General features: G+C 66.1%; 13 protein-coding genes and 1 pseudogene. 7 read left to right on the plus strand and 7 right to left on the minus strand.

Annotated features, from left to right (window positions below; all coding sequences use genetic code 11):
* The first annotated feature begins 258 nt into the window (after window positions 1–258).
* The 5 genes from grpE to G3N93_RS20870 all read left to right on the plus strand — a co-directional run bounded on the left by grpE (window position 259) and on the right by G3N93_RS20870 (window position 6,715).
* A complete protein-coding gene (gene grpE / locus G3N93_RS20850; protein WP_174939275.1) occupies window positions 259–804 on the plus strand; it encodes a nucleotide exchange factor GrpE in 546 nt (181 codons plus the stop codon).
* A gap of 10 nt (window positions 805–814) precedes the next feature.
* The gene (locus G3N93_RS20855; protein WP_206133851.1) at window positions 815–1,267 is read left to right on the plus strand and encodes a thioredoxin family protein; all 453 of its coding nucleotides are present in this window, start codon (window positions 815–817) and stop codon (window positions 1,265–1,267) included.
* Between the two features lie 148 nt (window positions 1,268–1,415).
* Entirely contained in the window at window positions 1,416–3,368 is a 1,953-nt protein-coding gene (dnaK, locus tag G3N93_RS20860; protein WP_011351024.1) for a molecular chaperone DnaK, read from the plus strand.
* A 268-nt stretch (window positions 3,369–3,636) separates the two neighbouring features.
* The gene (gene dnaJ, locus G3N93_RS20865; RefSeq protein ID WP_011351025.1) at window positions 3,637–4,773 is read left to right on the plus strand and encodes a molecular chaperone DnaJ; all 1,137 of its coding nucleotides are present in this window, start codon (window positions 3,637–3,639) and stop codon (window positions 4,771–4,773) included.
* Between the two features lie 13 nt (window positions 4,774–4,786).
* Window positions 4,787–6,715, plus strand: a complete 1,929-nt coding sequence (locus tag G3N93_RS20870) for a chorismate-binding protein (RefSeq protein WP_206133852.1) — start codon at window positions 4,787–4,789, stop codon at window positions 6,713–6,715.
* A gap of 126 nt (window positions 6,716–6,841) precedes the next feature.
* Here G3N93_RS20870 and panB read toward each other — a convergent pair whose 3' ends face one another.
* The 6 genes from panB to hda are packed head-to-tail and all read right to left on the minus strand — an operon-like array spanning window position 6,842 to window position 11,932.
* On the minus strand, window positions 6,842–7,657 hold the full coding sequence (gene panB / locus G3N93_RS20875) for a 3-methyl-2-oxobutanoate hydroxymethyltransferase (protein WP_069247198.1): 816 nt from the start codon (window positions 7,655–7,657) through the stop codon (window positions 6,842–6,844).
* 46 nt (window positions 7,658–7,703) lie between these two features.
* The gene (locus tag G3N93_RS20880) at window positions 7,704–8,390 is read right to left on the minus strand and encodes a deoxynucleoside kinase (protein ID WP_174939281.1); all 687 of its coding nucleotides are present in this window, start codon (window positions 8,388–8,390) and stop codon (window positions 7,704–7,706) included.
* Window positions 8,387–8,929, minus strand: a complete 543-nt coding sequence (folK, locus tag G3N93_RS20885) for a 2-amino-4-hydroxy-6-hydroxymethyldihydropteridine diphosphokinase (protein ID WP_011351029.1) — start codon at window positions 8,927–8,929, stop codon at window positions 8,387–8,389. Before folK ends, G3N93_RS20880 begins: the two co-directional genes overlap by 4 nt.
* Window positions 8,930–8,964: 35 nt before the next feature.
* Window positions 8,965–10,503 (minus strand): polynucleotide adenylyltransferase PcnB, encoded by a 1,539-nt coding sequence (gene pcnB / locus G3N93_RS20890; RefSeq protein ID WP_206133853.1) that lies wholly within the window; start codon window positions 10,501–10,503, stop codon window positions 8,965–8,967.
* Window positions 10,504–10,508: 5 nt separating this feature from the next.
* A complete protein-coding gene (locus tag G3N93_RS20895) occupies window positions 10,509–11,186 on the minus strand; it encodes an HAD family phosphatase (protein WP_206133854.1) in 678 nt (225 codons plus the stop codon).
* 11 nt (window positions 11,187–11,197) lie between these two features.
* Window positions 11,198–11,932: a DnaA regulatory inactivator Hda gene (gene hda / locus G3N93_RS20900; RefSeq protein WP_006484992.1), complete on the minus strand. Its 735-nt coding sequence runs from the start codon at window positions 11,930–11,932 to the stop codon at window positions 11,198–11,200.
* A 250-nt stretch (window positions 11,933–12,182) separates the two neighbouring features.
* On the opposite strand from hda, the gene purM reads away from it, so the two are divergent.
* Both purM and G3N93_RS20910 read left to right on the plus strand, forming a co-directional pair.
* On the plus strand, window positions 12,183–13,238 hold the full coding sequence (purM, locus tag G3N93_RS20905) for a phosphoribosylformylglycinamidine cyclo-ligase (protein ID WP_006484927.1): 1,056 nt from the start codon (window positions 12,183–12,185) through the stop codon (window positions 13,236–13,238).
* A 113-nt stretch (window positions 13,239–13,351) separates the two neighbouring features.
* Window positions 13,352–13,747 carry an SgcJ/EcaC family oxidoreductase gene (locus G3N93_RS20910; RefSeq protein ID WP_206133855.1) on the plus strand — a complete coding sequence of 132 codons (396 nt, stop codon included), beginning with the start codon at window positions 13,352–13,354 and terminating at the stop codon, window positions 13,745–13,747.
* A gap of 34 nt (window positions 13,748–13,781) precedes the next feature.
* On the opposite strand, the pseudogene G3N93_RS20915 reads toward G3N93_RS20910, so the two are convergent.
* A pseudogene (locus tag G3N93_RS20915) lies at window positions 13,782–14,047 on the minus strand (tetracycline resistance MFS efflux pump); the annotation flags it as partial.

Genomic DNA, 14,047 nt, shown 5'->3' on the forward strand with positions numbered 1-14,047 from the left:
TGTAGTGCAGCGGGCCTGTGCCAAGCTAGTACTTGCCAGGTAAGCGTTGTTACAGCCCGTTTCGCCCGATCTGGCGGACTATGCGGGCAATGCCCCGGCGTGACGCGCGGTTGTTTCGCGGCATTGGTGAATGCCGGCGAATAACCCTCTTGAAATCGTAGTTTTCACCCTTATTTGCACCAGCAATGTGCGGTGCCACCGGATATACGATCCGGCGGTTGCCGATTTGGCTTCAACCTCTAATCGACTTTCAGCGACATGGAAAACACGCAAGAGAACCCGGCTACCCCATCGGCCGAAGATATCGGCAGCGAGAAGCAGACGGCGCAAGGCGCCGCTCCCGCCGCCGAAGCAGCCGACGCGGCGCTCGCGGAGGCTCAAGCCAAGGTCGCCGAGCTGCAGGAGAGCTTCCTGCGGGCGAAGGCCGAGACCGAGAACGTCCGCCGCCGCGCGCAGGACGACGTCTCGAAGGCGCACAAGTTCGCGATCGAGAGCTTTGCAGAGCACCTGCTGCCCGTGCTGGACAGCCTGGAAGCGGCCGTCAACGACACGTCCGGCGACATCGCGAAGGTGCGTGAAGGCGTCGAACTGACGCTGCGCCAGCTGATGAGCGCGCTCGAGAAGGGCCGTGTCGTCGCGCTGAACCCGGTCGGCGAGAAGTTCGATCCGCACCAGCACCAGGCAATTTCGATGGTGCCGGCCGAGCAGGAGCCGAACACCGTCGTCGCCGTGCTGCAAAAGGGTTACACGATCGCCGACCGCGTGCTTCGACCGGCGCTCGTCACCGTCGCGCAGCCGAAGTAAGGCCGTCGCGATGCTGCCCGCCGGCGTCGATCCGGCCATGTTCGACGCCCCGAAGGAAGTCCCCTTGGGGGGCGCGTTCGACATGCAGGCGCTGGACGCCGGCACGTTCGACGCGGCGATCGACGGCGCGGGCGATGCGCTCGCGGTGGTGTTCTTCTGGGGCGTCGACTGCTTCAACTGCGAGATCGCGAAGAAGGCGATGCTCGCCCAGCCCGACACGATCCGCGCGCTGGACCTGAAGTGGTTCCATTGCAACGTGTACGAACACCACCAGCTGGGGCACCGCTTCGGGCTGCACGGCGTGCCGACGTGGTTCTTCTTCCACCGCGGCAAGCGGCTCGGCCGCGCGACGGGCTGGCATGGCCTCGCGCAGTTCCAGGCAGCGGTGTCGACGGCACGCGCGAAAATCGCCGCGGCGGGTGGCGATCCGCCGGGCGGCGATCCGCTAGCCGGCGGCGATTGAAAAAATTTAATATCCGCATCGCTCGTCGGGTCTTGAAAACGGACCGGACGGACGCATTTCGGGAACAGAGTTGAATTCTGGCGCGCAAAACCGCCCCAAAACGCGGGGTTTTGCGCAGCAAACAAGCATTTCTGGAGATTAGGAAAAAATGGGAAAGATCATCGGTATTGACCTCGGCACCACGAACTCGTGCGTCGCCATCATGGAAGGCAACCAGGTCAAGGTCATCGAGAACTCGGAAGGCACGCGCACCACGCCGTCGATCATCGCCTACATGGACGACAACGAAGTGCTCGTCGGCGCGCCGGCCAAGCGTCAGTCGGTGACCAACCCGAAGAACACGCTGTTCGCAGTGAAGCGCCTGATCGGCCGCCGCTTCGAAGAGAAGGAAGTCCAGAAGGACATCGGCCTGATGCCGTACACCATCGTCAAGGCCGACAACGGCGATGCATGGGTTGAAGCACACGGCGAAAAGCTCGCGCCGCCGCAGGTTTCGGCGGAAGTGCTGCGCAAGATGAAGAAGACGGCCGAAGACTACCTCGGCGAGCCGGTCACGGAAGCCGTGATCACGGTGCCGGCGTACTTCAACGACAGCCAGCGCCAGGCAACCAAGGACGCCGGCCGCATCGCGGGCCTCGAAGTCAAGCGGATCATCAACGAGCCGACCGCAGCCGCGCTCGCGTTCGGCCTCGACAAGGTCGAGAAGGGCGACCGCAAGATCGCCGTGTATGACCTCGGCGGCGGTACGTTCGACGTGTCGATCATCGAAATCGCGGACGTCGACGGCGAAATGCAGTTCGAAGTGCTGTCGACCAACGGCGACACGTTCCTCGGCGGCGAAGACTTCGACCAGCGCATCATCGATTACATCATCGGCGAGTTCAAGAAGGAGCAGGGCGTCGACCTGTCGAAAGACGTCCTCGCGCTGCAGCGCCTGAAGGAAGCCGCTGAAAAGGCGAAGATCGAGCTGTCGTCGAGCCAGCAGACCGAAATCAACCTGCCGTACATCACGGCGGATGCGTCGGGCCCGAAGCACTTGAACCTGAAGATCACCCGCGCGAAGCTGGAAGCGCTGGTGGAAGACCTCGTCGAGCGCACGATCGAACCGTGCCGCATCGCGATCAAGGACGCAGGCGTCAAGGTGTCGGACATCGACGACGTGATCCTGGTCGGCGGCCAGACGCGTATGCCGAAGGTGCTGGAGAAGGTGAAGGAATTCTTCGGCAAGGATCCGCGTCGTGACGTGAACCCGGACGAAGCTGTCGCAGTTGGCGCGGCGATCCAGGGCCAGGTCCTGTCGGGCGACCGCAAGGACGTGCTGCTGCTCGACGTGACCCCGCTGTCGCTCGGCATCGAGACGCTCGGCGGCGTGATGACGAAGATGATCAGCAAGAACACGACGATCCCGACGAAGCACGCTCAGGTGTACTCGACGGCGGACGACAACCAGGGCGCCGTGACGATCAAGGTGTTCCAGGGCGAACGCGAAATGGCAGCCGGCAACAAGCTGCTCGGCGAGTTCAACCTCGAAGGCATCCCGCCGGCACCGCGCGGCGTGCCGCAGATCGAAGTGACCTTCGACATCGACGCGAACGGCATCCTGCACGTCGGCGCGAAGGACAAGGCGACCGGCAAGGAAAACAAGATCACGATCAAGGCGAACTCGGGTCTGTCCGAAGCTGAAATCGACCAGATGATCAAGGACGCGGAAGCGAACGCAGCGGAAGACCACAAGCTGCGCGAGCTGGCTGATTCGCGCAACCAGGGCGACGCGCTGGTTCACAGCACGAAGAAGGCGCTGACCGAGTACGGCGACAAGCTGGACGCGGGCGAGAAGGAAGCCATCGAAGCGTCGCTGAAGTCGCTCGAGGAACTGCTGAAGGACTCGTCGGCCGACAAGGCTGCGATCGACGCGAAGGTCGAGGAGCTCGGCAAGGTGTCGCAGAAGCTCGGCGAAAAGATGTACGCCGACATGCAGGCCCAGCAAGCAGGTGCGGCCGGCGCAGCGGGTGCAGCGGAAGGCGCGGCCCACGCGGGCGGCGCGCAGCAGGCTGCCGACGATGTCGTCGACGCCGAGTTCAAGGAAGTGAAGAAGGACTAAGCCGGGTTGCCCCGGTGCCGCACGCCGCGCGCGCAACCCGCGCGCGGCGCGGCTGACGGGTTGGCTGACAAGCGGTCTGTCTTTCCTTCCGGATGGCCGGATCGACTCCACGCCTGGCGGGCTTCGCGGCCCTCCGGGCACATTTGTTTTTTGGCGGGTGCTGCACGAGCCGTCCGTAGACGGGCGCAGTGCCAGACGAGTCGAGAGACTTTACTGCAGGCGAAAGGAGCCGCCGCGTGCGCGATGCGTGGCGGCACAGTGAATCGATATGGCGAAACGGGATTACTACGAGGTTCTGGGCGTCGCGAAGAATGCGGGCGACGACGAAATCAAGAAGGCGTATCGCAAGCTTGCGATGAAGTATCACCCTGACCGCAATCCGGACAACAAGGATGCGGAAGAGCATTTCAAGGAGGTGAAGGAAGCCTATGAAATGCTGTCGGACGGCCAGAAGCGGGCAGCGTACGACCAGTACGGCCACGCGGGCGTCGATCCGAACATGGGCGGTGCGGGCGCACAGGGCTTCGGCGGTTTCGCGGACGCGTTCGGCGACATCTTCGGCGACATCTTCGGCCAGGCAGCGGGCGGCGCCGCGCGCGGCGGCCGTGGCGGCCCGCAGGTGTATCGCGGTGCCGACCTGCGCTACAGCATGGAAATCACGCTCGAGCAGGCCGCACACGGCTACGACACGCAGATCCGCGTGCCGAGCTGGGTGTCGTGCGAGGTCTGCCACGGATCGGGCGCGAAGCCCGGCACGAAGCCGGAAACCTGCCCGACCTGTCACGGCCAGGGCACGGTGCGCATGTCGCAGGGCTTCTTCAGCATCCAGCAGACCTGCCCGAAGTGCCACGGCACGGGCACCTACATCCCCGAGCCGTGCGTGCATTGCCACGGGTCGGGCAAGGTGAAGGAAACCAAGACGCTCGAAGTGAAGATCCCGGCCGGGATCGACGACGGGATGCGGATCCGCTCGGCCGGCAACGGCGAGCCGGGCATCAACGGCGGGCCGCCGGGCGACCTGTACGTCGAGATCCACATCAAGCCGCACTCGGTGTTCGAGCGCGACGGCGACGATCTCCACTGCCAGATGCCGATCCCGTTCACGACCGCCGCACTCGGCGGCGAGATCGAGGTGCCGACGCTGGCTGGCCGTGCGTCGTTCCCGGTACCGGAAGGCACGCAGTCGGGCAAGACGTTCCGCCTGCGCGGCAAGGGCATCAAGGGGCTGCGTTCGAGCATCGCGGGCGATCTGTACGTCCACGTGCAGGTCGAGACGCCGGTGAAGCTGACCGACAACCAGCGCGACCTGCTCAAGCAGTTCGAGAAGTCGCTGGCCGAAGGCGGCGCGCGTCACAGCCCGCAGAGCAAGAGCTGGTTCGACCGTGTGAAGAGCTTCTTCGAGTAACTCGAGTAACAGCATGACTGATGGCAACGAGAGCGCGTCGTTCGCGCTCTTGGACGATTGCGACTCGACCGCGCTCGCGCGGTCGAGTCGTTTGTATTCGGGGTTCGTGCGCGAACGTGTGTGCACGGATCCGGCTCGACTCGACGAGGTCGACGCGGCCGTGGCGCAGGATCTGCGCGACGGGCTGCATGCGGTCGTCGTCGGCGATTACGAATTCGGACGCAATCTGCAACGAGCGCAGCCGGGCCATGCCCCGCTGCGCTTTTTGCTATATGCGCGCTGCGAGCGCCTGTCGCGCGACGAAGTCGACGCGTGGCTCGCGCAGCAGGATGGCGGCGGCACGCCGTCGATTGCGGGCGTCGCGCATGTCGGGAAGAGCGTGTCGCGCGATGCGTTCGACGCGGCGATCGCGGCGGTGCACGACGCGCTGCGCGCGGGCGATTCGTATCAGGTCAACTACACGTACCGGCTGAACTTCGACGTGTTCGGCACGCCGCTCGCGCTGTACCGGCGGCTGCGTGCGCGCCAGCCGGTGCGCTACGGCGCACTGATCGCGCTGCCCGATGGTGCGTGGGTCGTGTCGTGCTCGCCCGAGCTGTTCGTCGAGAAGCACGGCGATGTACTGCGTGCGCGGCCGATGAAGGGCACGGCACCGCGTTCGGCCGATCCTCGCGACGATGCGGCGGCGGCCACGTTCCTCGCGAACGATCCGAAGAACCGCGCGGAAAACGTGATGATCGTGGATCTGCTGCGCAACGACGTGTCGCGGATCGCGCGCACCGGGACGGTTCGCGTGCCGGCGCTGTTCTCGGTCGAGCCGTATGCGTCGGTGTGGCAGATGACGTCGACGGTCGAGGCCGGCTGGCGCGACGGGACGACGTTCGCACAGATGCTGCGCGCGCTGTTTCCGTGTGGATCCATCACGGGCGCGCCGAAGTACAAGACGATGCAGCTGATCGACGCGATCGAGTCGACGCCGCGCGGGCTCTATACGGGCGCGATCGGCTGGCTTGACGCTGCGAAGCAACGCGCGGATTCCGACGCGCCAGGTGATCGCCTGGCAGGTTGTGGCGATTTCTGCCTGTCGGTCGCGATCCGTACGCTGACGCTCGATGCCGCCGGCGAAGGTGATGGCAGTGCCGGTGTGGCCGATACCGAAACACGTGATCCGGCAACGGCAATCGCCGGCCGGCGCCGCGGCACGATGGGTGTCGGCGCGGGCATCGTGCTCGACAGTGTCGCGGCCGACGAATATGCGGAGTGCGAATTGAAAGCGCGATTCCTGACGGACGCCGATCCCGGCTTCCAGCTGTTCGAAACGACCGCCGCCACGCGTGCGGACGGCATCCGGCATCTCGATCGCCATCTCGCGCGGCTCCAGCGTAGCGCGGATGCGTTCGGCTTCCGCTTTGACACCGATGCGTTGCGTCGCGAAATCGACGCGCGCTGCGCGGCGCTCGACGACGACGGCGCTTACCGGATGAAGCTCGCGCTCGCGAAGGACGGCACGATCGAGATCATCGCGGCACCGCTCAAGCCGCTGCCGGCGGGGCCGGTCGGCGTGCTGCTGGCGTCCGCGCACGGCTTCGCATCGACTCGTGCGGGCGATGCGCTGCTGCTGCACAAGACCACACGCCGCGCCGAATACGATCGCGCGTGGCAGGCGGCAGAGGCGCTTGGCAGCTTCGACATGCTGTTCGTCAACGAGCGCGGTGAAGTGACGGAAGGCGGCCGCTCGAACCTGTTCGTGAAGCTCGACGGCCAGTGGGTGACGCCGCCGCTCGAGTCCGGCGTGCTGCCGGGTGTGATGCGCGGCGTGCTGCTCGACGATCGTGCGTTCGGCGCGACGGAGCGGGTCGTGACCCGCGACGATCTCGCGCGTGCGGAGGGACTGTTGCTGACCAACGCGCTGCGCGGCGCGCTCGACGCGGTACTGAAGTGACGTAGCCGCCGGATAATCGATCAGTGCTGGCAGCGTAGGAAAGAAAAAGCGCGGCGCCCCGCAAAGGGCGCCGCGCTTTTTTTCGTCGAGGTGCCGGCGAACGCATCGCCGGCACCGCGCCGGACGTCAGAACGAATGCTCGGGGCCGGGGAACGAACCGTCCTTCACCGCGCGCACGTACGCTTCGACGGCCGCCTGGATGTTCGGCTCGCCCTGCATGAAATCCTTCACGAAACGCGGTCGCTTGCCGGGGAACACGCCGAGCATGTCGTGCAGCACGAGCACCTGGCCCGAGCAGTCGGCGCCTGCGCCGATGCCGATCGTCGGCACGCGCAGCATCTGCGTGACTTCGGACCCGATCAGCGTCGGCACGGCTTCGAGCAGCACGACCTGCGCACCGGCCGCTTCGACTGCGCGCGCGTCGCGCAGCAGTTGCGCGGCGCCGGCTTCGGTCTTGCCCTGCACCTTGAAGCCGCCGAACGCGTGCACCGACTGCGGCGTGAGGCCCACGTGCGCACACACGGGCACCGCGCGCTCGACGAGGAAGCGGATCGTCTCGGCGAGCCATTCGCCGCCTTCGAGCTTGACCATCTGCGCACCGGCGCGCATCAGCTTGACGCTGCTCGCGAATGCCTCGGCCGGCGTGCCGTACGTGCCGAACGGCAGGTCGGCCATGATCAGCGCGCGCGGCTGCGCACGGGCGACACAGGCGGTGTGATACGCGATGTCGTCGAGCGACACGGGCAGCGTGGTCGTGTGACCCTGCAGTACGTTGCCGAGCGAATCGCCGATCAGCAGCACGTCGACGCCCGAACGGTCGAGCAGTGCGGAAAAGCTCGCGTCGTAGCAGGTGAGCATCGCGATCTTCTCGCCGGCGTCGCGCATTGCCTGCAGCTTGGGCACCGTGACGGCAGGCCGGCTCGATTCCTGGAGATAGGTCATGGGAAATCCGGTTTCGAATGGGTGAAGAACAACAGGCGAGGACGCGTCAGCGCGTCGTCTCGCCCTTGACGAAGAATTCCTTGCGACCGCGCATCGTCTCGATGCGCTCGATCAGCAAGGCGAGATCTTCGGGGGAATCCAGCGGGTTCAGGTGTTCCGCGGCGACCGTCAGCACCGGCGTGCGGTCGTAGTGGTAGAAGAATTCGTTGTACGCGTCGACGAGCGAGCGCAGGTACGCGTCGCTGATCTGCAGCTCCATCGGCAGCCCGCGCTTCTGGATGCGCGAGAACAGCACTTCTGGGCTCGCCTGCAGATAGACGACGAGGTCGGGTGACGGCGCCTGCGGCACGTCCACGTGCGTCGCGACCGAGCGATAGAGCTGCCACTCGTCTTCCGGCAGGTTCAGCCGCGCGAAGATGTCGTTCTTCTGCGGCATGAAATCGGCGATGACCGGGCGGCCCGTTTCGAGCGCACCGATCAGCTCGCGCGCCTGCTGCGCACGCTGCAGCGCGAACGACAGCTGCACGGGCAGCGCGTAGCGCGCGGTGTCGCGATAGAAGCGTTCGAGGAATGGGTTGTCCTGCGGGCGTTCGAGCAGCGTCTGCATCGACCAGCGTTCTGCGAGCAGGCGCGCGAGCGTCGTCTTGCCAACGCCGATCGGGCCTTCGATCACGAGATAGCGGTGCGGGGCGCGCAGGTCGGGCGCGGTGACGGTGAGGGGAGTCGGGGTCATCGGCAGCGGTTCTTGTCGGCGTCTTCGCTGGCAGCGAGCGCCTTCTGCATCAGGCACTGGCAGGTCTGCACCTTCTCGACGCGCTGATCCGCGACGGCGGCGAGGAAGGCATCGGCACGGCCGCGCGCGGGGATGTCGAGTGCCGGCTCGATCTCGACGAGCGGCACGAGCGCGAACGCACGGTCGGTGAGGCGCGGGTGCGGGACGATCAGGTCGGGCTCGTCGATCGAATCGTCGCCGAACAGCAGGATGTCGAGATCGAGCGTGCGTGGCGCGTTGCGATACGGACGCTCACGGCCGAAGTGATGTTCGATCTTCTGGCAAAGCGCGAGCAGCTCGCGGGCCGACAGCGTCGTGTCGAGCTTGACGACGCAGTTGTAGTAGTCGTCGCCGCCCGCTTCGAAGGGCGCCGTGCGATACAGGCTCGATTTGCCGAGGATCGAGATGGTGCGCTGCTGCGCGAGGCACACCACCGCGTCCTTCAGGGTCTGGCGCGCATCGCCGAGATTCGCCCCCAGTCCGATATATGCAACCGTCATGGCATCACTTCCTACGTCGTTCGCCGGCGAGCGCGTCAGTCGTCGGAACCGCCCGAGGCGTCCGGTGCCTGCTCGGCAGCACCTTCACCCGGCTTGCGGTTTCGCACGCCGCCGCGGCGGCGCCGCTTGCGGGGCGATTTTTCCTTCGTGCCGCCCTGCGTGAGCAATGTCTCGCGAGCAGCCGCGTCGCCTTCGATGAAATCCGTCCACCACTGTCCGACTTCCGTATCGAGCTCGCCGGATTCGCAGCGTAACAGGAGGAAATCATACCCCGCTCTAAACCTTTGGTGTTCCAGCAGCCGCATCGCGCTGCGGCCCGAGCGTTTCTCGAGGCGCAGCTGCAGGCCCCAGATCTCGCGCATGTCGGCCGAATAACGCTTGTGGATCGCGAGTTTCTCGGTCTGCATGTCGAGCACGTCGTCCATCGCGCGATGGAGCGCCGGCACCGGGATTTCGCCTTCGGCCGTGTATTGCTCGAAGCGCTGGCGCATGTCGTGCCACAGCAGCGTCGCGAACAGGAAGCCCGGCGAGACCGGCTTGCCGGCGCGCACGCGTGCATCGGTGTTGTTCAGCGCGAGCGTGATGAACTTCTCGCCCTGCGGCTGTTCGAGCACGACGTCGAGCAGCGGCAGCAGCCCGTGGTGCAGGCCTTCCTTGCGCAGCTGTTTCAGGCACGCGAGTGCGTGGCCCGACAGCAGCAACTTCAGCATTTCGTCGAACAGGCGCGCGGCCGGCACGTTGTTGATCAGGTCGGCGAGCGCGTTGATCGGCTCGCGCGTGTGCGGCTCGATCTCGAAATCGAGCTTCGCCGCGAAGCGCACGACGCGCAGCATCCGCACCGGATCCTCGCGGAAGCGCGTGGCCGGATCGCCAATCATCCGCAACAGGCGGGCGCGGATGTCGGCCATCCCGTCGTGGTAGTCGAGCACCGTCTGCGTCGACGGGTCGTAGTACATCGCATTGATCGTGAAGTCGCGGCGCGCGGCGTCTTCGTGCTGCTCGCCCCACACGTTGTCGCGCAGCACGCGGCCGCTCGCGTCGACCGCGTGCGTGCGGCGATCGAGTTCGTCGCGCTTCAGGCGCTTCGGCGGCTCGGCAGCGGCCGCCTCGGGCGGCGCATCGACCAGCGCGCGGAACGTCGACACCTCGATCAGCTCCTGGCCGAACTGCACGTGCACGATCTGGAAACGGCGGCCGATCAGGCGCGCGCGGCGGAACAGGCGCTGCACCTCGGTCGGCGTTGCGTCGGTCGCGACGTCGAAGTCCTTCGGCGCGATGCCGAGCAGCAGGTCGCGTACCGCGCCGCCGACGATGAACGCACGGAAGCCTGCCTGCTGCAGCGTGTCGGTCACGCGCACGGCATTCTTCGAGATCAGCGCCGGGTTGATGCCGTGCACGCTGACCGGCACGACGGTCGGTTCGTGGTTGCTGCGCGGTTTCTTCGCGCCGCCACTACGGGCGCCCTTCGGAGCGCGCGGGGTAGCCGGGGCCGCTTCGTCGGCCGGGGCCGTTGCGGGAGACGTTTGCTCGGTTTCGTCCTGGCCGAGCAGCTTGCGGATGAATTTTTTGATCACGACGTTCAGAAGAGATCGAGGATGCGCCAGCCGCGGTTGCTTGCATGCGCGCGCAGCGTGTCGTCAGGGTTGGTCGCGATCGGGTCGGTGACTTTCTCGAGCAACGGGATGTCGTTGTGCGAGTCGCTGTAGAAAAAGGTGTGCGTGAAGTCGCTCCATTGCTTGCCGAGCGACGCGAGCCACGCTTCGGTCCGCACAATCTTGCCTTCGCGATAGCTCGGCGTGCCGGTCGGCCGGCCCGTGTACGGTGAATCGGGATGCCCGTCGGTCGTTTCGACTTCGCAGGCGATCAGCGTGTCGACGCCGAACGCGGAGGCGATCGGGCGCGTGATGAATTCGTTGGTCGCCGTCACGACGCAGCACAGGTCGCCTGCATCGAGGTGCTTGCGCACGAGTTCGAGCGCGGCGGGCGTCATTGCGGGCCGGATCACCTCGTGCATGTACTGCGCGTGCCATTCGGCGAGTTGCGCGCGCGAATATTTTGCGAGCGGCGTGAGCATTGCCGTGAGGTACGCGTGGATGTCGAGCTTGCCGGCCTTGTAGTCGGCGAAGAACTGATCGTTCTGACGCGAGAAGCTTTCCGCGTCGACGATGCCGAGCTTTACCATGAAGCGGCCCCATTCGTGGTCGCTATCGGTCGTGATCAGCGTGTGATCGAGGTCAAAGAGTGCCAGATTAGTCATGGAAGCGCATTTTACTCGAAGCGGTTCGGGCCCGTGCCCGGTGGTGTGATGTCGTCGCCGGGACGCGCCAGCATGCGGCGCAGCAACGGCAGCGTGACGGCGCGTTTCTGCTCGAGCGAAAAGCGGTCGAGCGCGTCGAGCAGCGCCATCAGGCTCGGCATGTCGCGACGGAAATGGGTCAGCAGATAGGCGGCGATGTCGTCGGTGAGCGCGATCCCGCGCTCCTTCGCCGCGAGCTTGAGCACGGCGATCTTGCCGGCGTCGGACGGCGGCGACAGGTGGAACACGAGCCCCCAGCCGAGGCGCGTGCGGAGATCCTCGCGCACGTCGAGCGCGAGCGGCGCCGCGGGGCCTGCCGCGACGAACGCGCTCGACGGGTGCGCGCGTACTTCGTTGAACAGGTTGAACAGCGCGACCTGCTGCGTGTCGCTCATCCGGTCGCAGTCGTCGATCGCGTAGATGCCGATGCGCGGGTCGAACGTGAACGCGCCGAGCGGGCTTTGCGGCGTCAGGTAGCGCGCATAGCCGTACGACGCGTCGCTCACGAGCGCCTGCAGCAGATGGGTGCGGCCGCAGCCGGGCTCGCCCCAGATGTAGAACGACCGATCCGGCACGGGGCCCGCCGCGAGCGCGAGGTCGAGCTTCTGCAGGCGCGAGATGAGCTCGTCGTTCTCCTCGTTCATGATGAAGTTGTCGAACGTGGCGGGCGGCGGCGTGCCGAGATCGAGCGTCAGTTGACGGGACACAACAGTCACAATGCGGGTCGGTTGAAAATACGCGTGCCGTACGCCGGGCACGCGCCGGGAACTGCGCCTTCACGGGCTTCACGCGCGACCGTACGCACGGCGCCACGCCGGTTTCGGCGCGGTTCGCTCGGCGATGAAAACGGGGACGTGTTGACCAAGATGCAATCCCTGACGATTCGGTGCTGGGAATTCCGGCCAACGGGCCGGCTTCGGGTAAAATCGCATTTTACCGACCTTCTCGCATTCCCCCATGAATCCTCCGAAATCCGCTCCTGACGCTCAGGGTCTGTCCTATCGCGACGCAGGCGTCGACATCGACGCGGGCGACGCGCTCATCGACAAGATCAAGCCTTTTGCGAAGAAAACCCTGCGCGACGGCGTGCTCGGCGGCATCGGCGGGTTCGGCGCGCTGTTCGAAGTGCCGAAGAAGTACAAGGAACCCGTGCTCGTCTCGGGCACCGACGGCGTGGGCACCAAGCTCAAGCTGGCGTTTCATCTGAACAAACACGACACCGTCGGCCAGGATCTCGTCGCGATGAGCGTGAACGACATCCTCGTGCAGGGCGCCGAGCCGCTGTTCTTCCTCGACTACTTCGCGTGCGGCAAGCTTGACGTCGACACCGCGGCAACGGTCGTCAAGGGCATCGCGCAGGGTTGCGAACTGTCGGGCTGCGCGCTGATCGGTGGTGAAACGGCCGAAATGCCGGGCATGTACCCGGACGGCGAATACGACCTGGCCGGCTTCGCGGTCGGCGCGGTCGAGAAGAGCAAGATCATCGACGGCAGCACGATCGCCGAAGGCGACGTGGTGCTGGGCCTCGCATCGAGCGGCATCCACTCGAACGGCTTCTCGCTCGTGCGCAAGATCATCGAGCGCGCGAACCCCGACCTGTCGGCCGATTTCCACGGCCGCTCGCTGGCCGACGCGCTGATGGCGCCGACCCGCATCTACGTGAAGCCTCTGCTCGCGCTGATGCAGAAGCTGTCGGTGAAGGGCATGGCGCACATCACGGGCGGTGGTCTCGTCGAGAACATTCCGCGCGTGCTGCGCGAAGGCCTCACCGCCGAGCTTGACCAGAACGCGTGGCCGCTGCCGCCGCTGTTCAAGTGGCTGCAGGAGCACGGCGGTGTCGCCGATGCGGAAATGCACCGCGTGTTCAACTGCGGCATCGGCATGGCCGTGATCGTTTCGGCGGCCGATGCCGACGCAGCGATCGCCGACCTGACCGCCGCCGGCGAACAGGTGTGGAAGATCGGCACCGTGCGTGCGACCCGCGAAGGCGAGGCGCAGACGGTCGTGGTCTGACGCACCGCCAGCAGCAGATGCAGCAAGGAAAGCCGCCCGGAGTCGATCCGGGCGGCTTTTTTTTCGGGTATTGCGTGGCATACGGACGTGCGCCGATGAAGGAGGGAATCACGATGACCGAGGACGAACACGCGATCCGCGCGCTCGTGGACAACTGGTTCGTGTCGAGCCGGCGCGGCGATCTGGCAACCGTGCTCGACCTGATCGCCGACGACGCGATCTTCATGGTGGCCGGCAAGCCGCCGTTCGACAAGGCGGCGTTTGCAGCCGCGTCGCGTGGCGCGAACGCCGGAGGCGGCAACGCGCCGAAGATCGACGGCCGCTACCGGATCGACGAGCTGCGCGTGTTGGGCGACTGGGCGTACATGCGCAATTTCATCGAGATCGACGCGACCCCGCCGGACGGCGAGACGATCCGCCGGTCGGGCCATACGCTGACCATCTTCCGCAAGACCGACGGCCGCTGGCAGCTCGTGCGCGATGCGAATCTCGTGACGCTCGCGCATTGAACCCTGCGGTGGGCGGGACGATACCCGCTGGCGCTCATGCGGACGGCCGTGTCGCGCCCGCTGGCCGCGCACCGGCCAGCAACGGCGGGACGAGCAGATAAAGCAGCGCGGCTGCGGCCCAGACGAGCCCCGGCCACGTCGCGCGTGTCGCCGCATAGGTCGCGGTGACGACCAGCGGCCCCGCGACGCCGATCAGGCTCGCCACGCTCGCAAGTGCGCCTTGCAGTTCGCCCTGGCGCGCATCGTCGACCTGTCGCGCGAGCATCGCCTGCAGGGCCGGCAGCGTCATCCCGCCCGCGG

It is taken from the genome of Burkholderia sp. Se-20378 (genome assembly GCF_017104665.1).
Classification (GTDB): domain Bacteria; phylum Pseudomonadota; class Gammaproteobacteria; order Burkholderiales; family Burkholderiaceae; genus Burkholderia; species Burkholderia lata.

Excerpts from the sequence above, each read along its gene's own strand:
- purM (WP_006484927.1), top strand. The coding sequence starts at position 12,183 with ATGAATCCTCCGAAATCCGCTCCTGACGCTCAGGGTCTGTCCTATCGC.
- dnaK (WP_011351024.1), top strand. The coding sequence starts at position 1,416 with ATGGGAAAGATCATCGGTATTGACCTCGGCACCACGAACTCGTGCGTC.
- folK (WP_011351029.1), bottom strand. The coding sequence starts at position 8,929 with ATGACGGTTGCATATATCGGACTGGGGGCGAATCTCGGCGATGCGCGC.
- G3N93_RS20880 (WP_174939281.1), bottom strand. The coding sequence starts at position 8,390 with ATGACCCCGACTCCCCTCACCGTCACCGCGCCCGACCTGCGCGCCCCG.
- G3N93_RS20855 (WP_206133851.1), top strand. The coding sequence starts at position 815 with ATGCTGCCCGCCGGCGTCGATCCGGCCATGTTCGACGCCCCGAAGGAA.
- panB (WP_069247198.1), bottom strand. The coding sequence starts at position 7,657 with ATGACCTATCTCCAGGAATCGAGCCGGCCTGCCGTCACGGTGCCCAAG.
- grpE (WP_174939275.1), top strand. The coding sequence starts at position 259 with ATGGAAAACACGCAAGAGAACCCGGCTACCCCATCGGCCGAAGATATC.
- dnaJ (WP_011351025.1), top strand. The coding sequence starts at position 3,637 with ATGGCGAAACGGGATTACTACGAGGTTCTGGGCGTCGCGAAGAATGCG.
- G3N93_RS20895 (WP_206133854.1), bottom strand. The coding sequence starts at position 11,186 with ATGACTAATCTGGCACTCTTTGACCTCGATCACACGCTGATCACGACC.
- G3N93_RS20910 (WP_206133855.1), top strand. The coding sequence starts at position 13,352 with ATGACCGAGGACGAACACGCGATCCGCGCGCTCGTGGACAACTGGTTC.
- G3N93_RS20870 (WP_206133852.1), top strand. The coding sequence starts at position 4,787 with ATGACTGATGGCAACGAGAGCGCGTCGTTCGCGCTCTTGGACGATTGC.